23 protein-coding genes and 1 other RNA gene are annotated in these 24,044 nt (G+C 41.1%); 11 read left to right on the plus strand and 13 right to left on the minus strand.

Going from position 1 to position 24,044, the window contains the following annotated elements:
- Window positions 1–27 precede the first annotated feature (27 nt).
- On the plus strand, window positions 28–1,665 hold the full coding sequence (locus tag HMPREF1551_RS04725) for a S8 family peptidase (RefSeq protein ID WP_034544311.1): 1,638 nt from the start codon (window positions 28–30) through the stop codon (window positions 1,663–1,665).
- An 80-nt stretch (window positions 1,666–1,745) separates the two neighbouring features.
- On the opposite strand, the gene HMPREF1551_RS04730 is transcribed toward HMPREF1551_RS04725, so the two are convergent.
- Window positions 1,746–3,950, minus strand: coding sequence for a RelA/SpoT family protein (locus HMPREF1551_RS04730; RefSeq protein WP_021627910.1), 2,205 nt, complete (start codon window positions 3,948–3,950; stop codon window positions 1,746–1,748).
- A gap of 186 nt (window positions 3,951–4,136) precedes the next feature.
- Between HMPREF1551_RS04730 and purH the strand changes: the two genes are divergently transcribed.
- On the plus strand, window positions 4,137–5,669 hold the full coding sequence (gene purH / locus HMPREF1551_RS04735) for a bifunctional phosphoribosylaminoimidazolecarboxamide formyltransferase/IMP cyclohydrolase (protein WP_021627911.1): 1,533 nt from the start codon (window positions 4,137–4,139) through the stop codon (window positions 5,667–5,669).
- A 57-nt stretch (window positions 5,670–5,726) separates the two neighbouring features.
- Here purH and HMPREF1551_RS04740 read toward each other — a convergent pair whose 3' ends face one another.
- On the minus strand, window positions 5,727–6,743 hold the full coding sequence (locus tag HMPREF1551_RS04740) for a quinone-dependent dihydroorotate dehydrogenase (RefSeq protein ID WP_021627912.1): 1,017 nt from the start codon (window positions 6,741–6,743) through the stop codon (window positions 5,727–5,729).
- Between the two features lie 123 nt (window positions 6,744–6,866).
- On the opposite strand from HMPREF1551_RS04740, the gene HMPREF1551_RS04745 reads away from it, so the two are divergent.
- On the plus strand, window positions 6,867–7,604 hold the full coding sequence (locus HMPREF1551_RS04745) for a metal cation transporter ZIP family (RefSeq protein WP_021627913.1): 738 nt from the start codon (window positions 6,867–6,869) through the stop codon (window positions 7,602–7,604).
- A 110-nt stretch (window positions 7,605–7,714) separates the two neighbouring features.
- On the opposite strand, the gene HMPREF1551_RS04750 is transcribed toward HMPREF1551_RS04745, so the two are convergent.
- Together HMPREF1551_RS04750 and HMPREF1551_RS04755 are read right to left on the minus strand one after the other, a co-directional pair.
- Window positions 7,715–8,662 carry a peptidylprolyl isomerase gene (locus HMPREF1551_RS04750; RefSeq protein ID WP_021627914.1) on the minus strand — a complete coding sequence of 316 codons (948 nt, stop codon included), beginning with the start codon at window positions 8,660–8,662 and terminating at the stop codon, window positions 7,715–7,717.
- A gap of 9 nt (window positions 8,663–8,671) precedes the next feature.
- A complete protein-coding gene (locus HMPREF1551_RS04755; protein WP_021627915.1) occupies window positions 8,672–9,607 on the minus strand; it encodes a sulfite exporter TauE/SafE family protein in 936 nt (311 codons plus the stop codon).
- 660 nt (window positions 9,608–10,267) lie between these two features.
- On the opposite strand from HMPREF1551_RS04755, the gene HMPREF1551_RS04760 reads away from it, so the two are divergent.
- Window positions 10,268–11,224, plus strand: a complete 957-nt coding sequence (locus HMPREF1551_RS04760; protein WP_021627917.1) for a PhoH family protein — start codon at window positions 10,268–10,270, stop codon at window positions 11,222–11,224.
- Here the strand turns inward: HMPREF1551_RS04760 and HMPREF1551_RS04765 are convergent.
- Window positions 11,221–11,661 (minus strand): nucleoside deaminase, encoded by a 441-nt coding sequence (locus HMPREF1551_RS04765; RefSeq protein ID WP_081695740.1) that lies wholly within the window; start codon window positions 11,659–11,661, stop codon window positions 11,221–11,223. The genes HMPREF1551_RS04760 and HMPREF1551_RS04765 overlap by 4 nt on opposite strands.
- 75 nt (window positions 11,662–11,736) lie before the next feature.
- On the opposite strand from HMPREF1551_RS04765, the gene HMPREF1551_RS04770 reads away from it, so the two are divergent.
- Window positions 11,737–12,102: a YraN family protein gene (locus HMPREF1551_RS04770; protein WP_021627919.1), complete on the plus strand. Its 366-nt coding sequence runs from the start codon at window positions 11,737–11,739 to the stop codon at window positions 12,100–12,102.
- 23 nt (window positions 12,103–12,125) lie between these two features.
- On the opposite strand, the gene HMPREF1551_RS04775 is transcribed toward HMPREF1551_RS04770, so the two are convergent.
- The 7 genes from HMPREF1551_RS04775 to HMPREF1551_RS04800 form a co-directional block, all read right to left on the minus strand.
- On the minus strand, window positions 12,126–12,869 hold the full coding sequence (locus tag HMPREF1551_RS04775; RefSeq protein ID WP_021627920.1) for a uroporphyrinogen-III synthase: 744 nt from the start codon (window positions 12,867–12,869) through the stop codon (window positions 12,126–12,128).
- Between the two features lie 11 nt (window positions 12,870–12,880).
- The gene (locus tag HMPREF1551_RS04780; RefSeq protein WP_021627921.1) at window positions 12,881–13,540 is read right to left on the minus strand and encodes a DUF4271 domain-containing protein; all 660 of its coding nucleotides are present in this window, start codon (window positions 13,538–13,540) and stop codon (window positions 12,881–12,883) included.
- A 7-nt stretch (window positions 13,541–13,547) separates the two neighbouring features.
- Complete coding sequence (locus tag HMPREF1551_RS04785; protein WP_021627922.1) at window positions 13,548–13,928, minus strand: DUF4296 domain-containing protein; 381 nt, start codon at window positions 13,926–13,928, stop codon at window positions 13,548–13,550.
- Between the two features lie 52 nt (window positions 13,929–13,980).
- Window positions 13,981–15,558, minus strand: coding sequence for a ribonuclease Y (gene rny / locus HMPREF1551_RS04790; RefSeq protein WP_021627923.1), 1,578 nt, complete (start codon window positions 15,556–15,558; stop codon window positions 13,981–13,983).
- 49 nt (window positions 15,559–15,607) lie between these two features.
- Window positions 15,608–15,718, minus strand: a non-coding RNA gene (gene ssrS / locus HMPREF1551_RS13370) — 6S RNA.
- Window positions 15,719–15,752: 34 nt separating this feature from the next.
- The gene (locus HMPREF1551_RS04795) at window positions 15,753–16,049 is read right to left on the minus strand and encodes a cell division protein ZapA (RefSeq protein WP_021627924.1); all 297 of its coding nucleotides are present in this window, start codon (window positions 16,047–16,049) and stop codon (window positions 15,753–15,755) included.
- Window positions 16,042–16,347, minus strand: a complete 306-nt coding sequence (locus tag HMPREF1551_RS04800) for a hypothetical protein (RefSeq protein WP_021627925.1) — start codon at window positions 16,345–16,347, stop codon at window positions 16,042–16,044. The genes HMPREF1551_RS04795 and HMPREF1551_RS04800 overlap by 8 nt, the downstream gene beginning before the upstream one ends.
- Window positions 16,348–16,502: 155 nt before the next feature.
- Between HMPREF1551_RS04800 and HMPREF1551_RS04805 the strand changes: the two genes are divergently transcribed.
- Window positions 16,503–17,042 (plus strand): isochorismatase family protein, encoded by a 540-nt coding sequence (locus tag HMPREF1551_RS04805; RefSeq protein ID WP_021627927.1) that lies wholly within the window; start codon window positions 16,503–16,505, stop codon window positions 17,040–17,042.
- Here HMPREF1551_RS04805 and dnaB read toward each other — a convergent pair whose 3' ends face one another.
- Complete coding sequence (gene dnaB / locus HMPREF1551_RS04810) at window positions 17,043–18,608, minus strand: replicative DNA helicase (RefSeq protein WP_021627928.1); 1,566 nt, start codon at window positions 18,606–18,608, stop codon at window positions 17,043–17,045.
- A 373-nt stretch (window positions 18,609–18,981) separates the two neighbouring features.
- Between dnaB and HMPREF1551_RS04815 the strand changes: the two genes are divergently transcribed.
- Genes HMPREF1551_RS04815 through HMPREF1551_RS04835 form a run of 5 tightly spaced genes read left to right on the plus strand, consistent with a single transcriptional unit; the run spans window position 18,982 to window position 24,041 of the window.
- Window positions 18,982–20,760 (plus strand): AMP-dependent synthetase/ligase, encoded by a 1,779-nt coding sequence (locus HMPREF1551_RS04815; RefSeq protein ID WP_021627929.1) that lies wholly within the window; start codon window positions 18,982–18,984, stop codon window positions 20,758–20,760.
- A 14-nt stretch (window positions 20,761–20,774) separates the two neighbouring features.
- Window positions 20,775–21,290, plus strand: a complete 516-nt coding sequence (locus HMPREF1551_RS04820) for an IS1096 element passenger TnpR family protein (protein ID WP_021627930.1) — start codon at window positions 20,775–20,777, stop codon at window positions 21,288–21,290.
- Between the two features lie 9 nt (window positions 21,291–21,299).
- On the plus strand, window positions 21,300–21,929 hold the full coding sequence (locus HMPREF1551_RS04825; RefSeq protein WP_021627931.1) for a rhomboid family intramembrane serine protease: 630 nt from the start codon (window positions 21,300–21,302) through the stop codon (window positions 21,927–21,929).
- 37 nt (window positions 21,930–21,966) lie between these two features.
- Window positions 21,967–23,091, plus strand: coding sequence for a nucleoid-associated protein (locus HMPREF1551_RS04830; RefSeq protein WP_021627932.1), 1,125 nt, complete (start codon window positions 21,967–21,969; stop codon window positions 23,089–23,091).
- On the plus strand, window positions 23,091–24,041 hold the full coding sequence (locus tag HMPREF1551_RS04835) for an aminodeoxychorismate synthase component I (protein WP_021627933.1): 951 nt from the start codon (window positions 23,091–23,093) through the stop codon (window positions 24,039–24,041). The genes HMPREF1551_RS04830 and HMPREF1551_RS04835 overlap by 1 nt, the downstream gene beginning before the upstream one ends.
- Window positions 24,042–24,044: the final 3 nt, after the last annotated feature.

The following is a 24,044-nucleotide window of genomic DNA, read 5'->3' on the forward strand; positions in this document are numbered from 1 at the left end:
TTGCGACGTTTTAAAAAAATGCAATTTATGAATATTATCAAACCGATTTCCATGGGAGCCTTGGCCGGCCTATTGGTCGCTTGTGGAGGGACTTCCAAAATCGCCTCTTTGCCTTTGGAAACGCTCAAAGGAAAGACCATTCCTTCTCAAACAGAAAAAACAGAAAACCCATCTAAGGAAGCCCTCAAAGGATGGGCGCACCGCGACCTACTCACCACAGGCTATCCTGGTATATCCCTCGAAAAGGCTTACGAAGCTCTAAAGGGAAGAAAAGCCCGAACTGTAATTGTAGGAGTGGTAGATTCCGGTGTAGATATCAATCACGAAGACCTCAAGCCTATTATCTGGACGAATCCTAAGGAAATCCCTGGTAACGGAATCGATGATGACAAAAATGGTTATATAGATGATGTACATGGTTGGAACTTCTTGGGTGATATCAATCAAGAAAACTTAGAGTATGTGCGTATCCTTAAAAAAGGTAATACTAACGATCCTGACTATAAGCATGCCGAGAAAAAATACAACAAAGAATACCAAGAAGCCAATGAGAAAATAGAAACCTACTCCCAAATAAGAGATAGAATTGCTCAAAGCGATGCACTTATTCAAAAACAATTGGGTAAAAAGGAATATACTGAAGAGGACTTAGACCTGATAGATACTTCTTCTTCTCTCCAACTCGCTGGAGCTGTTCGCGGTATGAAATATCTACTAGGCAATGGCGTAAATATCAAAGAAACCATTGAGGAACTCTCCGAAGGGGTTAAGCACTATGAAGAACGTGTCAAATACGGTCTCAACAAGGAGTTCAACCCAAGAGCAGTCCTTAAGGACAATCCTGACGATATCAATGACAAGTTCTATGGGAACAACAATGTCATAGGCCCCACTGCAGAAGGTGCCCTACACGGTACCCATGTGGCTGGTATCATCGCTGCTGTACGTCATAATAACATAGGTATGGATGGTGTGGCCGATCATGTACGTATCATGCCTGTACGTACCGTACCCGATGGGGATGAGTATGACAAGGATGTCGCTCTTGCGCTGCGCTATGCCATCGACAATGGTGCTAAGGTAATTAATACTTCTTTCGGTAAAGAGTTCTCTCCGCATAAGCAGTGGGTATATGATGCCCTTAAGTATGCAGCCGAAAAGGATGTACTAATTGTCAATGCTGCTGGTAATGATGCTAAAAATATAGATGTGCAACCTACCTTCCCTGATGACAATATCGACGGTAAGGAGTTCACCGATACGATGATTACCATCGGAGCACTCAACTATGAGTACAATGAGAACTTGGTGGCTTCTTTCTCTAACTATGGCAAGAACAATGTAGACTTGTTCTCCCCTGGGGTACAGATCTATGCTACTGTCCCTGAAAACAAATACAAATTCTTGGATGGAACCTCCATGGCAGCACCTGAAGTAGCTGGTGTAGCCGCCCTTATCCGTGCTTACTTCCCCAATCTAAAAGCTCGTGAGGTAAAACAAATCCTTATGGAATCTGGCCTTACCCCTACCATATCGGAAGTTATTGTAGGAGGCCCTGATGAAGAACAAGAAGCCAAACGCATGCTTTTCTCTGACCTTTGTAAGTCTGGAAAAATGGTCAATGCTTACAATGCCATCATTTTAGCTGCCCAACGCAGTAAATAAAGGGTTTGCTTGAAAATATAAAATAGGGAAAGATGTAAAATCTTTCCCTATTTTCATCTAAGTTATTCAGTCCTATACCGTTATTCTCTAAAAACCTTCTCTACCCCATTGAGCTTCTTAAGACTATCCAAAAGAGAGTTCAAGGCCTCAGTATTGGAAACCAAAAGGGTAATCTCTCCCTCAAAGATACCGCCCCTACTCATCAGTTGTAAATTGTTCATTCCTATACCCTTGCGAGAAATATGATTGGTGATTTCAGCTGCCAAGCCTTTTCTATCTACTCCTATAATCTTAATATTGGTCTCATACTCCCTTTCGGTAGATTTGACCCACTTGGCAGGAATGATCCTATAGGCATAGTTGGAGAACATCGAAAGGGCATTGGGGCAATCCTTCTTATGTACCTTGATACTACCCCCATTGACGGCTATATAGCCAAAGATATCGTCCCCTGGAATAGGCGTACAGCATTTGGAAAAACTATAATCCAAAACCTGTTCGTCTTTTCCAAAGACAATCATATCATATTCATGAGCATCTTTGGGCTTTTCAGCTACTACATTAGGAGTTGGTTTCTTCCTAAAGAAATTAAAGAAAGAGGAAGCTGTACTTCTGCTGGCCACGAAGTTCTTGAGCATCTGGTTATTAATCTCTCCTGTGGCCATTTGGTAGAATACATCTTGACTGGTTCGGGTCTTGAAATAAGTAACCATATCATTGGTCACCTTTTCATCTAAGTTTATCTTAAGCTGCTTGAGTTTTCGTCTAAGTATTTCCTTCCCCTCTTCGGCTATTTTTTTGCGATTCTCCTTCAGTGCACCTTTGATCTTGGCGATGGCCTTGGTGGTAGTAGCATAGTCCAGCCAGTTGGCATTAGGCATGGCGTTCTCAGCGGTAATGATCTCCACTTGTTCGCCACTTCGGAGCTTGTAGTTCAGCGGGACGAGCTTCCCATTGACTTTCGCCCCACGGGTGTGCATCCCCACTTGGGTATGGATGGTAAAGGCAAAATCCAAAGGTGTTGCCCCCTTGGGCAAGCTCTTGATTTCCCCATTGGGGGTGAAGACGAAGATCTCATCGGCATAGAGGTTCATCTTGAACTCCTGGACGAACTCCACTGCATTGGCTTCACTATCCTCCAAGACTTCTTGTAAGCGGTTGAGCCACTGCTCTATCCCTCGTTCGTTCTGCTGTCCATGTTTGTACTTAAAGTGAGCTGCATAGCCCTTCTCGGCGATCTCATGCATACGATCACTACGGATCTGAACCTCCACCCATTTGTTCTTAGGCCCTATGACAGTGATGTGCAAAGCCTCATAACCGGTACTTTTAGGCGAAGATAGCCAGTCCCTAAGTCGTGTAGGATTAGGACGATAGAAATCTGTTACTATAGAATAGATTTTCCAGGCCAAGAATTTTTCATTCTCCTCCGTGCTTTTATAAATGACACGAATGGCAAACTTGTCATACACTTCCTCAAAAGGAATTTTCTTGGCTACCATTTTTTTATAAATAGAATAGATGGACTTAGGCCGTCCCTTGATATAGTAATCTATCTTTTCCTTGTCCAAAGCCGTTCTTATTGTATTGGTGAACTCCTCTATATATTGAAGTTGTTCCTCCTTGGACTCTTCCATTTTGCTCAGAATAGCATAATACTGTTCGGGTTCGGTATATTTAAGCCCTAAGTCCTCCAGCTCAGTCTTGATATTGTACAACCCGATACGGTGTGCTAAAGGGGCATAGATAAAGAGTGTCTCGGAGGCAATCTTCTGCTGCTTATAGGTAGGCATGGCATCCATGGTCTGCATATTGTGCAAGCGGTCGGCTATCTTGATAAGAATCACTCGAACATCATCGTTGAGCGTTAGGAGCATCTTACGGAAATTCTCTGCTTGCAAGGAAACATCGGTATCACGACTGAGGTTGGATATCTTAGTGAGTCCTTTGACGATTTTAGCAATCACATCCCCAAAGTTTTGAGCAATCTCTTCGATGGTGATAGGGGTATCCTCCACCACATCGTGCAATAAGGCCGCTGCGATAGAAATGGCATCCAGACCTATATTGTAAGCTACAATCTTGGCCACTGCTATAGGGTGGTATATATAAGGCTCTCCACTCTTACGGCGCTGCTCCTTATGAGCATCCACAGCTACATCAAAAGCCTTGCGAATCAGCTTTTTATCCTCTTCGCTAAGGGTCTGGTAACTTTCTCGTAAGAGATCTTTGTATCTTCGGGCGATTTCTTTGCTTTCTTCGGGGGTATAGCATTCTGTTTCCATAAAATTACATTTTCTAATGAAAGGCTATATTACGTTTTTTTATTTGATTAAAAAAGTTTTTTAACTAAAAAATTCAATGATAATTACCAAAACTACTCTTTTCTTAGGAAAATTAAAAAAATTTGCTATTGTGCACAAAAATAATTACTTTTGTACTCTCTTTTGTCAAACAAATCTTATAAAGTGATGGAACAAAAAAAACGTATCCAATCGGCTTTGGTTTCTGTCTTTAACAAAGATGGATTGGAACCTATTATCCGAAAAATGAATGATTTAGGTATCGTCATGTACTCCACAGGAGGTACTGAATCCTTTATCAAATCCCTTAATATCCCTGTGGTGGCCGTAGAGGATATTACCCAATACCCCTCTATCTTGGGAGGTAGAGTCAAAACCCTCCACCCAAAGATCTTCGGAGGAATCCTCAACCGACAAGGCAATGCCTGCGACGAAGAACAAATGAAAACCTATGACATTCCCCAGATCGACCTTGTCATCGTGGATTTGTATCCCTTCGAAGAAACAGTCGCCAATGGAGCTAATGAACAAGATATCATTGAAAAGATTGACATAGGAGGCATCTCCCTGATCCGTGCTGCTGCTAAGAACTTCCATGATACCCTTTGTGTATCCTCCAAAGAAGACTACCCTGCCCTGCTACAAGTCTTTACCGAAGGCCATGGGGAAACAACCCTCGCTGAAAGAAAACAGTTTGCCCTACATGCCTTCGCTACTTCTTCAAGATATGATAGCGCCATTTTCAACTACTTCAATGCTGATCATACGGCACAACTCCTTAGAGTAAGCGAAGACAAAGCACAAGTCCTCCGTTATGGAGAGAATCCTCACCAAAAAGGAGTATTCTACGGTGATTTTGATGCCCTTTTCACTAAGCTACACGGCAAAGAACTCTCCTATAACAACCTCTTAGATGTGGATGCTGCGGTGAACCTGATGAGCGAATTTGCCCATGAAGCCCCTACCTTTGCCATTCTCAAGCACAACAATACCTGTGGTATTGCCACCCGCCCTACCCTATTGGAGGCTTATAATACCGCTCTTTCTTGCGACCCTGTTTCGGCCTTCGGAGGAATCCTTATCGCCAATCGCCCTATCGACAAGACTACCGCAGAGGCTATCAACCCACTATTCTGTGAGGTAGTGATCGCCCCAGGTTATGACAAAGATGCGCAGGAACTTCTCGAAAGCAAGAAAAACCGTATTCTCTTGGTACAAAAGCAGCTTTCTTTGCCACAGACCTCCCTTCGTTCTTGCCTAAATGGTTATCTATGGCAAGATAGAGACCTTAAGACAGATGCAGCCTCTGACATTTCTTATGTTACAGACCAAAAACCATCGGTTGAAGACTTGGAAGACCTCCTTTTTGCCTCCAAAATATGCAAACATACCAAGTCCAATACCATTGTACTGGCTAAAAACAAGCAACTTCTTGCCTCTGGAACCGGACAAACCAGCCGTGTAGATGCACTGAAACAAGCCATTGAGAAAGCCAAAGAGTTCAAGTTCTCCCTTGAGGGGGCTGTTATGGCCAGTGATGCCTTTTTCCCCTTCCCTGACTGTGTAGAAATAGCTCATAATGAAGGTATCCGCAGTGTGATCCAGCCTGGTGGCTCTATCAAGGACAACCTAAGTATCGACTTTTGTAATGCCCACCAAGTAGCTATGGTGATGACTGGTATACGACACTTCAAACACTGATGAAGTAAAAACCAAAAAGTAAAAAGTGAAGAGCGGATAGTCGCTCTTCACTTTTTATTATTCACTTAAAATCGCTTTGTTGATACGCTTAATTAGGGAAGGCCCTTCGTAGATAAAACCCGTGAAAAGCTGTACTAAGCTCGCTCCAGCATGGAGCTTCTCCAAAGCATCCTCAGGGGAATGTATCCCTCCTACCCCAATTATGGGGAAGCTATGGCCACTCTTCTCAGCTAAGAAGCGTATGACTTCGGTAGAACGCTTTGTCAGCGGCTTACCACTAAGCCCTCCTGTTTCTGTCTTATTAGGTGATACCAATCCGTCTCTGCTTATGGTAGTATTGGTCGCTATGACCCCTGCTATGGAAGTTTGTTTTACGATATCTATAATATCCAATAACTGTTCGTCTGTGAGGTCAGGAGCTATTTTTAGCAGAATAGGTTTAGACTTAGGAAGTTTGCCATTAGCCTCTTGCAAAAGGGTTAAGAGCTTTTGTAGCGGCTCTTTTTCCTGTAAGGAGCGCAAGTTAGGGGTATTAGGTGAACTTACATTTACTACAAAATAATCTACATAAGGCGCCAATTGCCCAAAACAATAGAGATAATCCTCATGCGCTTTCTCATTCTCTGTCCATTTGTTCTTGCCTATATTTCCCCCTATAATGACATTTTTGTTCTTTTTCAATCGGGCAATAATCGCCGCTACCCCATCATTATTAAAGCCCATTCGGTTGATGATTCCTTTGTCCTCCACCAGGCGAAATAAGCGCTTAGGAGGATTTCCTGGTTGGGGCTTAGGCGTTACAGTACCTATTTCTATAAAGCCAAAGCCAAGAGAGGAAAGCTCTGAAAAGAGCTGTGCATTCTTGTCCAAACCTGCGGCCAAGCCTACCGGATTGGGAAACTTAATCCCAAACACCTCCCGCTCCAATCGCTTATCTTTTACCTGATAACGCGCCCTTAAAAGGGCAGGAATTAGTGGAATCCGATTGACAAACTTAAGCCAAGAAAAAGTAAAATGATGCACTTTCTCTGGATCAAAAAGGAATAATAGAGGGCGAATAATACGCTTATACATGGTGATTTTTCTTGCAAATATACAATTTTTAGTTGAATTTTTACTTGTTTTTCTGCTTTTTTTGTTGAGAAAAAAGAAGTAACTTTGCCCCTTAAAAAATACTTACCTATTAAGTCCTTGACTATGAAAAATTACCTACTTCCTTTCCTATCCATTATGATAGGAGTATGCTTGGTGCTATGGATAAAGCCCAGTAATAAGAGCCGTATCAAGTTGCTTTTGGCCTTCAGTGGCGCTTTTCTGATGGGTATGACGGTCTTTACCCTCATTCCGGAGGTCTATCACAGCTCTTTAGAAGGAGATATGCACCTACATGAGGCCATTGAGCAGGAAGTACATCACCACCTTGGAGGAAAGATGATAGGTATTTGGATTATTATAGGTATTTTATTGCAGATTATCTTAGATTTTTTCTCTCATGGTGCCGAACATGGACACTTCCATTCCCCCGCTAAGGGACTTCAAAGACAATTCCCTTGGGGACTTTTCATCAGCCTTAGCATTCATTCTATCTTAGAGGGTTTCCCCCTACATACACACAGCAATATGGTGTATGGTATTTTCATCCATCACCTGCCTATTGCTATGGTGCTGACTATTTTCTTTTTGGATTCGGGTATAGGCACTCGAAAGACACTTATTTTCCTATTCCTTTTCTCCTTGATGACCCCTTTTGGAGCCTTTTTGGCCAACTCCGTACCCCAGCTGGTGAGCTATCACACCCAAATGAGTGCGGTTGTCATTGGTATTTTCCTACATATCTCCTCGGTAATCCTCTTTGAGACCTCGGAAAACCATCGATTCAATTATCTAAAACTGGGAGTGATTATGCTCGGATTTGCCTTAGCATACCCCTTATAAAGTGAAAAGCGAAAAGTGATGAGTGAAAAATGATGAGCGAAAAGCGATGAGTGAAAAATAAAAAGTGAAGAATGGCACCATTCTTCACTTTTTATTTTTTGTTATTCACTTTATTTTACTCTAACGAGCTCTACATCAAAGACAAGTGTCGCATGAGGAGGAATCACTCCACCGGCACCATGGGCACCATAAGCCAAATCAGAAGGAATCACAAGGCGAGCCTTATCTCCTTCATGAAGTAGGAGAATACCCTCGTCCCAGCCTTCTATCACCTGACCTACCCCTACGGTAAAGTTGAGCGGTTGGCCGCGATATAGAGAAGAGTCGAACACCTTGCCATCCAAGAGCATACCTGTATAATGCACGGCTACCTGATCTCCTTTTTTAGCCTTTTTACCATTTCCTTTTTGGGTGATTAGATAGAAAAGTCCGGAGGCGGTTCGGTCAAAACCTTCTGTAAGTTGGGCTAAGGCCTCTTGTTGTTTGCGCTTTTCGGCCTCTGCCCGTTGTGCTTTCTCTGCCTTAAATTTCTCAAAAGCTGCCAAGGCATCCCAGTTTTCTGCCTCTTTCCCTACTCGAATAATCTCTACAGATTCTATTTTGTCGTTTTGAGAGATACTATCTACCACTTTTTGGCCATCTACTACATAGCCAAATACGGTATGCTTGTTATCCAAATGTGGGGTAGGTAGGTGTGTGATGAAAAACTGACTTCCATTGGTATTAGGCCCTGCGTTGGCCATAGAAAGAATACCAGGACGATCATGCTTAAGGTCAGGATGGAACTCATCATCGAAGCGATAGCCAGGATCTCCGGTACCAGTTCCTAAGGGGCAGCCCCCTTGTATCATAAAGTCCGAAATCACACGATGGAACTTCAAGCCATCATAGAAAGGTACTCCTTTGGCTTTGATCTTATTGTCCATTTTCCCCTCGGCTAAGGCCACAAAATTGGCTACCGTAGCAGGTGTTTTTTCATACGTTAGGCGAAGGAGTATAACACCCTTAGCGGTATGGATTTTGGCATAAATCCCGTTTTCTAATTTTGTTGTATCCATAAAATGATATTAAAAAATAGCTTTGTAAATAGTAGTAAGCCCCATCACAATAATAAGGGCACCTATGATAAAGAATATTTTCCTTGTATGTAGCTTAGAGGTTACCAAGGCCGATACAGGTGCTGTGAGTACTCCTCCTATGATAAGGCCTAAGGCAATACGCCAGTTAATAGCCTCTGGTACTGTAATGAAAATAAGAGTGCTGACCACCGTAATGACAAAGTTGGTAAAGGTAGAGACCCCTATCACATAGCGAGGAGTATGGCCATTCTTGATAAAAGAACTGGTCACCAGCGGCCCCCAGCCACCTCCAGTAAAGGCATCTACAAAACCGGCAAATAGCCCCAAAGGAATGGTTTTCACCTCCTTATTCTCCACCTTCCCACGGAACCCATTATAGAGAATTTTCACCCCTAAGATGATGGTATAAATCGCTATAAACGGCTTGGTGAACTTAGCCCATCGGTTACCTTCATCCCCTAAGTAAAGGAGTAACAAAGCTCCAATGATAGTTCCCAATATAGCCGGCAACAAGAGCCTTTTGATCAGCTCCTTATCCATATTTTTTAGCTTAAAGTGGCTAATACTCCCTGCTGCTGAGGTTATGGTCTCCGAGGCATGGATACTCCCACTGATAGCCCTGGGATCCACATTCATCATCAGTAGCACTGTAGCACAGATCACTCCATAGCCCATCCCCATGGAACCAGCTACAACCTCCGCCCCACAACCTGCCAATATCATCCAGTAAAACAGATAGTTATCCTCTGAGAGATAGTTCTTCAGTGGAAGAAAGGTCTCTGTGGTATATATTGTATAAAGGGTAATGGCTAATAAAAGAGAAAAAGCAAAAAACAAAAATAAGCGATTCCGCTTCTGTCGCCTAAGCGAATAAGCCTGAGCCACAACAGTTTCACTATTTTCATTCTTATTGAGATCTTTCATGTATGATACAATTATAAGGTCGCTGAAACAAGGGGCAAAGGTACAAAATAATGATTATAATTTCAAAGAAAATTATCTCCTCTAAAAAAAAACAGGAACATTTTTATGTCCCTGTTTCTTTCTCTATTTTACAATGTGTCGTTTAAAAATTATAAGATATAATAAATAATAAAAACTAATAACTCCAATAACAAGGAAGATATTACCTAACACTACATAATCTCTATAGTAGATTTTAACAAAAACACCTAATATAGACATTATGATACTCAGAATAAATGTAATTATTTTCATATTTTTGTTATTTTTTTAATTTTAATATTAAAAGCCTACTCTTTTAATCGATTTTCGGCATTCTCGATAATAACCGGTTATTCTGGTTGCAAATGTAATTATTTTTTTTGAAATAAAAAAGAAAATTCAATAAAAAATATTTATTAAACAAAAATAAGTATTTATACATATATAAAACAAGACGTATAATTGTTTTTTTACATTATATATTTACTTTTCATATATTATTCATAACATCAAAATTATAACACCTTATAAACATGTTTTATATAAACATAATAGATAGCACATAAATTTATCGTCCAAATTCTTCTCCTATTTCAAAAAAAATACGTACATTTGACCAACATAATAAGACCCTATATTTTGAATCAAAGAACCCTTGTTTTAGAGGTAAATCCTCAGGCTTTCTTCGGAGAACAAAACAGTACGATTGAACTACTGAAAACCTATTTCCCAAAAATAAAAATTGTGGCTCGTGGCAATGAGATCCATATTTTTGGGGAAGAAGCCCTCCTTGATGAATTTGAAAAACGATTGGGACAACTTACCCAACACTTTGAGAAATACAACCATTTGGATAAGAATAGTATAGAGCGTATCCTCTTCTCAGATACCGGCCTACTACCTTCTACCCTATTGGATAAGGACTTTATCGTACATGGGGTAAGGGGAAAAATTATCCGTGCTCAGACACCCAATCAGCAGAAATTATTAGACCTTATTGGCAAGAATGATATGGTTTTCGCCATAGGGCCGGCGGGTACTGGAAAGACCTATACCAGTGTCGCCTTGGCTGTCAGAGCCTTGAAAGATAAGCAAGTAAAGCGTATCATCCTCACCCGACCTGCGGTGGAGGCAGGGGAAAACTTAGGCTTTCTCCCTGGCGACCTCAAGGACAAGCTCGACCCCTATATGCAACCGCTCTATGATGCGCTAATGGATATGATTCCTATCGATAAGCTCAATTCGTTTATCGAGAATGGTACTATCCAAATAGCTCCTTTGGCCTTCATGCGTGGGCGTACCTTGGACAATGCTTTTGTAATCTTGGATGAAGCACAGAATACCACCTATGTACAGATGAAGATGTTCCTCACCCGCATGGGAAGAAATGCCAAATTCATCATCACGGGAGACCCTGGACAAATAGACCTTCCTAAGAAAACCGCCAGTGGCCTTTCTGAAGCGCTTCGTATCATCAAGGACATCAAGGGGATAGGCACCTTATGGCTCGATGATAAGGACGTGGTACGTCACCCCTTAGTCAAGGAAATTATCAATGCCTATACCCGCGTAGAGAAAGAAGAAAGAGAAGATTAAAGTCGTTTCTGTTGGAAGAAAATCTTGACCAATTGGCTACATTCGTCCTGCAAGACCCCCTGAATCACCTCGGTTCGGGGATGTAATAGCTCGCCAAAGAGATGATAACCTCGCTTGGTATCTACTGCTCCATATACAATACGGCCTATTTGGCTCCAATAGAGGGCTCCGGCACACATCACGCAGGGTTCAAGCGTTACATAAAGCGTACATTCCTTGAGGTATTTTCCTCCAAGGTATTCACTGGCTGAGGTAATAGCTTGTATCTCAGCATGAGCAGTCACATCATGAAGCAGTTCGGTAAGGTTATGTGCCTTAGCTATAATCTTTTCATTTACTGTGATTATAGCTCCCACGGGCACCTCTCCTGCTTCAAAAGCTTTTTCGGCCTCCAGTAAGGCCTTTTGCATGAAATATTCGTCTTTGTTAATTGTCAATGGTTAATGATTAATGGTTAATACTAATAATGATTAATGCACTGAATTGACAATTGACAATTAACCATTATACTTATGGCAGAACACAATGATTTTGGAAAGCAATCCGAAGAGGAGGCCGTACAATACTTAATAGATTCAGGCTATACTATTTTAGAACGGAATTATCACTGGCAAAGTGCTGAGATTGACATTATTGCGCAGCAAGGAGCTATGTTGGTCATCGTAGAAGTAAAATCAAGGAGATCCACCTATTATGGAGAACCTTACACCTTTGTCGATCCGCATAAGATCAAGCTATTGGCCAAGGCTACCAATCACTATATCAAGACACGCGACTTGGATTTGGAAGTGCGTTTTGATATTATCTCCATTGTAAAAAATAATACCGAATACCACTTAGAGCACATAGAAGATGCCTTTTTCCCCTTCTATAATTAGCAAAATAAGGGTGTAGGACACCCTTATTTCTTATTAGTTTTTTCTAAATATTTTTCCAAAGCCATTGTCATAGAAGGTGTTTCAGGGAGTGGTGCTTGAATATCCACCTTAAGACCTGCCTCTTGGGCTGACTTGAGTGTAGATGTTCCGAAGACTGCGATTCGTGTATCTCCTTGCTTAAAGTCAGAAAAGTTCTTAAACAAGGATTCCACCCCAGCAGGACTAAAAAAAGCAATCACATCATAATTTACATCCTTCAGATCAGAAATATCGGCATGGGCTGTCTTGAACAAAATACCTCGTGTCCAATTGAGTTTCAGGTCATTCAATGATTTTTCTATTGTAGGACTAAGTACCTCTGAGGTTGGAAACAAGAATTTTTCTTCCTTATGCTTTTTCAGAAAAGGGAGTAGGTCTGCAAAATCCTTTTTACCCACATATATTTTTCTCTTTCTATAAGTTATATATTTCTGTAAATAGAAAGCCACAGCCTCTGAAAGGCAAAAATAGCGCATGGTATCAGGCACCTTGAAGCGCATCTCTTCCGCTACTCTGAAGAAATGATCTACCGCATTTCTGCTGGTAAGAATAATAGCAGTGTGGTTCTGAAGTTCAATCTTTTGAGCCCTGAGATCCTTTCCTGTAACTCCTTGTACCTCTGTAAAAGGACGAAAATCAATTTTCACTTTGTATTTTTCTACAATTTGATGATAAGGTGAATTTTCAGACTGCTCTGGCTGAGAAACCAAGATTGTTTTCACTTTCATAGTCTTTTAATTTATTGATTAGATATCCAATGATTGATAAAAATATAAGGGACTATTTCGAAGGCGCAAATATACAAAATAAAATAATACCAATACTGCTTTAATTGATTTTTATATAATTTTGCAAACGACACCAATCCAAGCACTTGTATGTACAAAAATACGATTAATGAAAAGGCAAACAAATATATATTACTCTTTACTCCATAGATATTCAAAAAGAGCAAAAATACTAAAACAAATCCCGCATAGTTAGAATAGCTTAGGCGTACAAAAAGATAGGATCGAGAAAAAGTATCCATATCAAATACATAGCTGACCAAACGCTGCAAGACTATCTTGATAAATATAAAAAGAGCGACACCCACCATTATCAGATACTGATCCGGTATGGCGTAAAAAGAAAATTTTATATGGAAATACTTAAGCAAATTCCAAATAGTAATACTCAGTATAGCCCACTGTATTATTAACAAGGAAAAGGTAAAAAGCACCCCACTACGTTCGCGCTTATTGAAGATAATGATATATCTGTTATTGGTAAGCAAACCGAGAAATTCCCTAAAACGGAAAGTATGATAAGCCTTTATAAAAGCCACCATCCCTAATATTAATAGAAATATCAAGGATATCCAATCCATTCTTTCGTAAACAAGTGGTGTCCATTCCATAAAATAGCTATTTCAAAGAGTCCGAGGGTAACTCCTGTGGCGGAGGTGGCTGTAGGGGCGTTTGTTGTTGTAAGAGACTATCTTCTTCTTTCAAACGCAATTCTACTTTTTTAAGTATTTTTCTACATTCTTCTATATTCGAAGAATAATAGGATATGTTCTGTGCCAGCTCCAGGCTATCTATTTTATATTTTTTGTAAATAATAGAAGGCACATCCACTCCTTTTTTTTCAAAAGAGAAGGCATCTATATTTTTGGCAGCGTTGAGTATTGCCAAATCATAAAAAACAGCTTCCATATCGGATTCGGAGAGTAGTTTTTTAGGAGGTGTAACCAGCTGCGAACAAGCTACCAATGATAAAAATAAGGGATAATAAAGAAATCTCATAAATCTGTGATTAGCGATTAGTGATTAGCTTCTAACGACCAATCACTAATGACTATTTTGCAATATTTACAGCTCTTGTTTCACGGATAACGGTTACTTTTACCTGTCCTGGATAGGTCATATCGGTTTGTATCTTTTGAGAAAGATTGAAAGAGAGTTCAGCCGCTTTTTCGTCCGATACTTTTTCGCTTTCTACAATCACGCGCAGTTCGCGTCCTGCCTGTATGGCATAGGCTTTTTTGACTCCTTGGAAGGAGAAAGCAGTATCTTCGAGTTCCTTGAGGCGTTGGATATAGGAGTCCAGCACTTGTCGGCGTGCTCCAGGTCTTGCTCCAGAGATAGCATCGCACACTTGTACAATAGGAGATAGTAAAGAAGTCATCTCAATCTCATCATGGTGTGCTCCTATGGCGTTGCATACCTCAGGTTTTTCACCATATTTTTGAGCCCATTCCATACCCAAGAGTGCGTGAGGGGTTTCGGTATCAGTTTCGGGAACCTTTCCTATATCGTGTAGAAGTCCAGCACGCTTGGCCAATTTGACATTGAGTCCCAATTCGGCAGCCATAAGCCCACATAGGCGAGCCACTTCGCGAGAGTGCTGCAAGAGGTTTTGTCCATAAGAGGAACGGTACTTCATACGCCCTACCGCCTTGATAAGTTCAGGATGAAGCCCATGAATACCCAAATCAATAATGGTACGTTTTCCTATTTCGGCTATTTCGTCCTCCACTTGTTTGGTTGTCTTTTCCACCACTTCCTCGATGCGAGCCGGGTGAATACGTCCATCGGTAACGAGCTTGTGCAAGGAAAGGCGTGCTATCTCACGACGTACAGAATCGAAGCAAGAGAGGATGATCGCCTCTGGGGTATCATCTACTATAATTTCAACCCCTGTAGCGGCTTCTAAGGCACGGATATTACGTCCTTCACGGCCTATAATACGCCCTTTAACATCATCGGATTCGAGGTTGAACACAGAGACACAGTTATCAATAGCCTCTTCGGTTCCGATACGTTGTATCGTATTAATAATAATCTTTTTCGCTTCCTGACGGGCGGTGAGCTTAGCCTCCTCAATGGTCGTTTGTATATAAGCCATTGCATCGGTTTTAGCCTCACTTTTGAGCGAATCTATCAGTTGTGTTTTAGCCTCTTCGGCTGTAAGTCCGGAGATGACTTCGAGTTGTTTCACTTGGCTTTTGTGTAATCTGTCCACTTCCTCTTGCTTTTTATCCACAAGGGAGAGGCGGTATTCGCATTCTTGATTTTTTTGAGTGAGTTCTTCATTGAGCTTTTTGTTCTGAGCCAGCTCATTGGAGACTTGAGATTCCTTGTCTTTAATGCGTTTTTCTGTTTCTGAGATTTTCTTTTCTTTAGCTAAGATAAGTTTCTCATGTTCTGCCTTAAGTTCTAAGAACTTTTCTTTTGCTTGGTAGATTTTTTCTTTTTTGATGTTTTCAGCTTCTACTTTTGCCTGTTTTAGGATATTTTGGGATTCTTCTTGAGCATCCTTAACCACCTTAAAAGCATACTTTTCTTGTCTTTTTTTCAAAGAATACCACACTAAGATGCCTCCTACAAATATTCCTATAATGGCACTACCTACTATTGACATTGTTCCGTCCATAAAATAAAATATAGTTATACAAAAAAGCCTGCAAGAAAGATATATGAATAAACTCCTAAAAAGCATGTTTAGAGCTACCAAACCCTTCAAGTATCCATCTGCAAAGAGATGGCGCGCTTTGGTGGTTTGACTCACCCTTTTGAATTATTTTCTGTTGAGTTTACCAAAAAAACTATTCTTACAGGCAGTAATTTTTATCTATTATTACTGATTTCTACTAAAGTCTGATGTATTTTTTCTAATCTTTCTATATTTTTTTCCTTTTGATTTTCATCAGCAAGACTTTCCTGAAAGAGAGGCGTTGCCAAGGATATGGCACACATCGCCAAGGAGTCTTGTCGGTCTTTTATAGGGAAATATTGCTCAAAATATGCAATTTGTTTGTTAATTCTCTCTGCTGCCTCCCGATAGGCTTGTTCTTGTTCAGGGAGAATCCTCAAGGGGTAAGACCTATCGGCTATTTTCAAGGTAATACGTAACTTTTTACTCATTATTTTTGTGTTCTTTATTTTGAGAAAGTTGCACAATACATTGTTCTATTTCACGAATGAGCCTAGCTATTTTGAGTTTTGCTTCCGTTTTAGTTTCATCACTGCCTAAAAGAGCTTGGGTTAGTTTCAAGGCCTGATATTTCTGTTGTTGTAGTTGTCCTTGCTGTTTTTGTTCTTCCAGCTCAGAGGTCAATACAGTTACTTGCACTGTCAGTTCCTTGTTTCTCGCTTCCAAAAAATGTACATATTGCTGTACTTGGGGAAGTAATCTCTCTATTTTTTCAATCCATTCTTCCATTTTCAAAAGGAGAAAATAACCTTACTTTTGGTGTGCAAAGGTAATACTTTTTGGAGTTATAAACAACTATTCAGTGAATTTTATTTTTTCCTTAATAATTGGCTATATTTCCCATATTTTGACTATCTTTGTTGTGTCTATTTAAAAAAATAAATATGTTAGCTATTAATGACACTCAATTAGTTATCCTTGATATTCAAGGGAAATTATCCGAAATTGTCTATCAGAGCGAGCAGGTGCTAAAGGGTAGCAGCCAGCTGATACAGGGTAGCAGGCTACTTAATCTCCCTATTGTATGGGCAGAACAGACTCCTGAGAAGTTGGGAGCTACTCACTCCAGCTTAGTTCCTCACTTGGCAGGGCTATCCCCTCTTAGCAAAGCTACTTTCTCCGCTTATCGTACAGAAGCCATAGCCAAAGCCATCGAAGATAATGTCCGCAAGCAGGTACTCCTTATTGGGGTAGAGACCCATATCTGTATCTACCAAACTACAGCAGACTTGGTAAAAGCTGGTTATGAAGTATTTGTGGTAGCCGATGCTGTTTCTTCCCGCACAATGGAGAACAAAAATATAGGCCTTAAGATGGTCAAACAGGCAGGAGGAAAAATCAGTTGTGTAGAGGGTGCCCTCTTCAGCCTATTAGGAGGCTCCACTCATGAGAAATTCCGTGAGATAGCCAAACTCATCAAGTAATTAGAAAGGCACATCCGAAGTATCAGGCTTATCCCCTCCGAAGGCACTTCCTATGCTTCCTTTAGGTACATCTGTAGGGACACGTTCTTGGTCTTGGTTATTATATTTAGAAGAATAGGATTGTACTTGTCCTTCTCCTGTTGGTACTTGTCCAGAATAGAGCGAACTAAGGTTACTAAAGACCCCTTCGACGAACTGCAAACGGATATTGTCCAAGCCTCCGTTGCGGTGCTTGGCTATGATAAACTCTGCCTGATTGGTCGTAGGAGAGCCCTCGGTATCATCCCAAGTGTCCAATTTGTAATATTCAGGACGGTATAGGAAGGTTACGATATCCGCATCCTGCTCTATGGCTCCGGATTCACGGAGGTCAGAGAGCTGAGGACGCTTGTGTCCTAAACGATTTTCTACATTACGAGAAAGCTGAGAAAGAGCGATGATAGGTAAGTTCAACTCCTTGGCCAAGGCCTTAAGGTTACGAGAGATGGTAGAAATTTCCTGCTCTCGGTTACCTACATTCTTTCCAGAAGCATTAGCGGTGAGCAGCTGTAGGTAGTCAATAAAGATAATTTTCACCCCATACTGGGAGACCATTTTACGAGCCTTAGCGCGAAGGTCGAAGATGGAGAGAGAAGGCGTATCATCGATATACAAAGGTGCATCCAAGAGGGCTTGGGTCTTGTAGGTAAGGCGTTCGAAATCCTCCGAGGTGAGCTTTCCGGTACGGAGCTTATCGGAGCTTATCCCCGTTTCAGAAGAGATAAGCCTGGTGATGAGCTGAATGGAAGACATCTCCAAGGAAAAGAATGCCACAGCCACCTTGCTATCTACCGCTATATTGCGTGCCATACTGAGGGTAAAGGCCGTTTTCCCCATGGCCGGACGAGCTGCCACGATAATAAGGTCGGTAGGTTGCCAGCCTGCGGTCAGTTCATCCACCTTGGTAAAGCCAGAAGGTATCCCACTGAACTCCTCCTTTCGGTTATGCAACTCTAGTATTTTCTTTCTAGCTTGTATGACCAATTCACGAGCAGATTCAGAGGTACGAGTGATATTCCCCTGAGTGATAGCAAAGAGTTTTTCTTCGGCACTATCCAAAAGGTCAAAGACATCAGTCTCCTCGTTATAGGCCATTTCTATCACCTCGTTGGACATCTTGATCAGTCTACGCTGAATATATTTTTGGATAAGAATACGCGCATGAAATTCAATATTAGCCGAAGAAGACACTTTTTCGGTCAGATATACCAAATAAGCCCCTCCTCCAATTTCCTTAAGAGTACCATCCTTGGTCAGCTGTTCCCGTACTGTAAGCAGATCTATTGGTTTTGAGTCCTTGAACAACTTATCAATAGCAGCATATATCTTCTGATGGGCAGGCGCATAGAAGGCCTCATCGATAAGAATGTCAATCACCTCATCCACCCCACGCTTATCTATAAGCATTCCTCCAAGTACTATCTCTTCCAAGTTTATATCTTGGGGAGGGATTTTTCCTTTCTCAAGTGTAGGAACAGTACGCGGTGCCACTACGGATTCGATAGTTTGTGGAGAAATATTTTCCATATCTTTAATTTTTAAGCACTTATATTATTGTGAGCTGTAACTGAAATCTTGTGCAAAAATACATGCTTTTTTGAAACAAAAAACACACTGTTCATTTCTTTAGTCCACATTTGAGCTTTTTTATTCTATTTTTTTTAGCAAAGAGCTGATTTTAAGTTCTTTTATTAGTTTTCTACGCTTTAATTTTTATTTTTCAACAACCCCAATAAGGCCGCTCATAAGAAGGTAGAAAAGACGATATGATTCATAGTAAAAAACTGTAAATGAGCATATTAATCTAAAATCAAATTAATTTATGATTAACCATATAACTATTAACCATTATTTTTTGTACATTTGCACAAGAATATAATGCACTAAAAATTTTCATTTCATGAAGGATGTAACACGCCTATTCGATATTCCTTTTTATCAATTAGAGCAATATCCAATAGAGAATGCCTTAGTCACCAAATATAATGAAAAATGGACTCCTATTTCCTCTGGGGAATATGTAGATCGGATCAACCAAGTAAGCAGGGCCTTATTGCGATTAGGGGTGAAGCCTAAGGATAAGGTAGCCATGGTCTCGTCCAATAATCGTACCGAATGGCATATTTTGGATATGGCCATTATGCAGATAGGTGCCTACAATGTTCCTATTTACCCAACGATCCCTAAGGAAGATTACATATATATCTTCAACCATGCAGAGGTAAAGTATTGCTTTGTTTCGGACAAAGACTTATATGAGAAAGCCTCCAGTATCGCCACGGAAGTGCCCACCTTGGAGGAAATACTTTCCTTCGATGCTATAGAGGGAGTACAGGGCTGGAGCGAATTACTCTCTTTAGGAAAGGACTCCGCTAACCAATCCGAAGTAGAAGCCCTCAAGGCTAAGATACAAGGCACGGATATGGCTACTATTATCTATACTTCAGGAACGACAGGACGTCCTAAAGGGGTGATGCTCTCCCATGAGAATATCCTAAGCAATATCAAGAACTGCCAATCCCGAGTACCTGTAAAGCCAGGGGATGTTTGCTTGAGCTTCCTGCCCGTATGTCATATCTTTGAGCGCATGCTCACTTATCTTTACCAATACAATGGTATTCGGCTATACTTTGCCGAGTCCTTTGAGAAGGTAGCGGTAAATATCAATGAGGTAAAGCCAAGACTTATCACCGTTGTTCCTCGAGTTGTAGAAAAGGTTTTTGACAGTATCTACAACAAAGGGATTGCCCTTTCGGGTATAGCTAAGCGTTTGTTCTTTTGGGCTTTGCAATTGGGCTACCGCTATGGACCCTATGATAAAAATGGCTGGTGGTACTCCCTACAGCTTAAGATAGCCCGCAAACTGATCTTCTCCAAGTGGAAAAAAGCCTTAGGAGGTCACTTGCAGATGATTTGTGGAAGTGCAGTGCTACAACCACGCTTGGTCAGAGTATTCTCTGCGGCTGGTATTCCCATATGGGAAGGCTATGGACTTACAGAAACAGCACCTGTAATCTCGGTAAACTGTGAGCGTGGGCATCTTTGGAAGGTAGGTACTATAGGAAAACCCATAGATAATATAGTGGTAAAAATTGCCGAAGATGGCGAAATCCTCTGCAAAGGTGCCAATGTGATGCTGGGTTACTACAAAAATGAGCAGCAGACCAAAGAAGCTATTGACCAAGATGGATTTTTCCACACCGGAGACATTGGTATATTGGATGAAGAAGGCTTTTTGACTATCACAGACCGTAAAAAAGAGATGTTCAAAACCTCAGGAGGGAAGTATATAGCCCCCCAATATATAGAAAACAAGCTCAAACAATCCCGATTCATAGAACAAGCTATGGTCGTAGGAGAAGGTGAAAAGATGCCTGCGGCGTTCATCCAACCCAATTTTGCTTTCGTTCGTGAATGGCTCAAGCGACACGGAGAAACAGCAACCCTAAGCCAAGAGGCTTTAGCCAAGGATCCTCGCGTACATGAGCGCATCGGGCAAGAGATAGAGCGTATCAATAAACGATTGGGCAAGTGGGAGCAAGTAAAAGTATTCGGACTTACCTCCGATGAGTGGAGTATAGATGCCGGACACCTCACCCCTACCCTGAAACTCAAGCGCCGCATCATCCTTGAGAAATACAAGGATATGTACAATACCCTTTACAACAAAGAATCTTAGAAAATATTCATTATATGATATATCGATTTAGAGTAATTTTGGACGTGGATACCGATGTATTCCGCGATATAGAAGTGGAAAGCCATATCAACTTAGAGGATTTTCACAAATGTATTTCTACTTCCTTCGGGTTCAATGGGGAAGAAATGGCCTCTTTCTACAAGAGTGATGAAGACTGGAATCAGGGAGAGGAATATAGTCTTTTTGATACCGAAGGAGATACTCCTGTGATGGCCGATACCATCTTGGAATCCGTTATGGATGAGGATAACCGCCACTTCCTCTATGTATATGATTTCTACAACATGTGGACTTTCTTCGTAGATCTGAAGGAGATTGCTCCCGAGGTAGAAGGCGTTAGCTATCCTCATATCCTTGCCTCTCATGGGTTTGTCCCTGCGGATGCCCCTGAGAAGAACTTCGTGGCGGAGGATTTTGATGAGTTCGATTCGGAATTCAATGACTTTGAATTTGATCAAGATGAGTTCGACGAATACCATGGCTATAGTGAGGACGAATATTACTCTTAAGCCTAAGAAATGATTACCGATATCCTCTTCTATAGTATACTTATCCTTACTATAGGCATCAGTTATTATGGCTTTACCCATGAGGCTTTCTTCAGGCGCTATATGTTCAATGTCAAGGCCGTACAAGGGGGAGACTACCTACGCCTGCTCTCAGCGGGCTTTCTGCATGCTGGGTGGGAGCACTTGATATTCAATATGATATCTCTTTTCTTCTTCCATCGTATCATCATTGAGGAAATGGGAGCAGGAGTTTTTATGCTTATCTATTTGGGAGCTATTGTCTTAGGAAATTTATTTTGCTCATACTTATACCGAAAGCAGCCCTATTATTCGGCCATAGGAGCCTCTGGAGGGGTCTCAGGAATTATTTTCGCAGCCATAGCCCTCATGCCACAACTAAGGGTCAATTTTATCCCTGGTTGGCTCTTTGGTACCATCTATTTCGGTTATTCTGTATACCAAATGCTCCATCCCCGAGAGGGAGACAATGTAGGACATGCCGCCCACTTGGGAGGGGCTGTCTTTGGAATCCTTGTCATTGGCCTCTTTGAACCCCTACTTATTTTTGAACACGCCCTCTACTTAGGGATAATGGCGCTCCCCTTAGGATATATGGGGTACCGCTTGTTAGAAAAATAATTTTGCCTATCTTTGCGCCCTCTTTAACCCTTAAAAAATGTTAGACCTCTTTAATACCCAAATAGAATCCCTCTCCATCCATCAGGTAGGGAATATGCAGAAGGGAGAAAACCTCTTTCTCTCCCAACAGCCCTACGCCCTAAACGATCAGATTACCAGCGTACTGAAGGAATATTTTCTGAAATCCTTTAGGGAAAAGGAGGAAAACTATATGCGGTTTGTCAATGAAACCTCCTTGGAGTTCAACGAAATGTTCTCTATCGCTTATGAGATTTTCGCCAATCCCAGCACCATCCATAGCCATTCGCTACGTATAGCCCAACTGTTATACGAACAATCAAATCATCCGCATATCAAGTCTGGAGAGCTATATGTAGCCTACCTTACTCATATCACCTTGGACAACACCAAGGTAGAAGCCATTGGAATCTTTAAGTCGGAGATGAAACAGAACTTTCTTCAATTCGAACAGGAACAAAACCAATTGGACATTCTTTTAGAAGAAGGCGTGAATGTAAATCGCTTGGATAAGGGATGTCTTATCTTCAATGTCAATGAAGAAGGTGGTTACAAAATTCTTTCGATAGATAGCAACCGCTATGATACCAAGTACTGGACAGAACAGTTCTTAGGAATCGATGTGCTTGCCGATGATGCTTTCTTTACCAAGAAATACCTCAAGATGTGCCAGGACTTTGCCAAAGAAGTTGTCCTCCCTACCGAGGGAAAACAGGAGGAGATCCTATTTATGAACCGTGCCGTGAATCACTTTGCCAAAAACGATGAATTCGAGGAGACTCATTTCCTCAACGAAGTATTGGGAGACAAGGTGTTCAAAAAAGAATTTGCCGCTCATGAGGACGACGAAGACCAAAGCCCTAAGGAAGGCTATATGGATCTGATTCCTGAATTTCACAACTTCAAGGAAACCAAGGGAAAGAAATACTATATAGAGGATGTCTCCTCCTTCCCGATTGTCAACAAAGCCGTATCGGATATGCGCAAGAAAATCAAAAACATCATAGATCTGGATACCAATGTACAGATCCGTATGGACTTCATCAACCCTGAATCAGCTGAAAAATTTGTAGAAAAGGGCTGGGACGAAGAACGCGGTATGTTCTACTACCTTATTTATTTTAACGAAGAGAAAAAAAGCTAATGAATACACTTCCCCAATGGGCTAAAACGCTCAATCAATTAGGAGAGAAACGCACTCCTTGTTTTTTTGTCATCAATTATCAAGGAACTTCGGGAGAGGTATTTCCGCTGTCAGCCTTACCAAAAGATATCCTATTCTCTTTCTCTGAAGAAAAAGCAGCTGTTTCCAATCCTATTCTCATAGAAAAGCACCCTATTCCCTACCCTATTTTCGAAAAATCTTTTCAAAAGGTATTTTCTCACTTAGAAAAAGGAGATACAGCACTTATCAACCTCACTTTTGCTACAGAAATAGATGCTGTAGATCTAAATAAAGTATATCAGAATGCTAAGGCCAAATATAAAATCCTTTACAAAGATGAATGGGTATGTTTTTCCCCTGAAATCTTTGTAAAAATAGAAGCAGATCGCATAAAAACCTATCCTATGAAGGGAACCATCAGTGCTACCTTGCCCGATGCGGAATCCTTGTTGCTAAACAATCCAAAAGAGATTGATGAACACAAAAAAGTGGTTGCTCTACTTTCTACAGACTTAGCTCATGTAGCCACCGATATACATGTAAGTAAGTTTCGCTATGTAGATGTTATAGAAAAGTCCACAGGCAATCTGCTACAGACCAGTTCAGAGATTATAGGAACGCTTCAGAGTGATTGGCAGGCACATTTAGGAGAAATCTTAGCCAAACTTCTTCCTGCTGGTTCGATCTGTGGAACACCAAGGGAGAAAACTATGGAAATCATTCGCGAAGCAGAAACTTATCAGAGAGGTTATTATACAGGAATTGCTGGTATATTCGATGGAGAATCTCTTGATACCTGTGTGTTAATCCGATTTATCGAACGTATAGGAGACAAATTCTATTATAAAAGTGGTGCAGGCATTACTGCACAGAGCAAGCCTGAAAGTGAATATAAAGAAATATTGGAAAAAATATATATTCCCAACTAAAAC

Source organism: Capnocytophaga sp. oral taxon 863 str. F0517, assembly GCF_000466425.1.
In the GTDB taxonomy this organism is placed as follows: domain Bacteria; phylum Bacteroidota; class Bacteroidia; order Flavobacteriales; family Flavobacteriaceae; genus Capnocytophaga.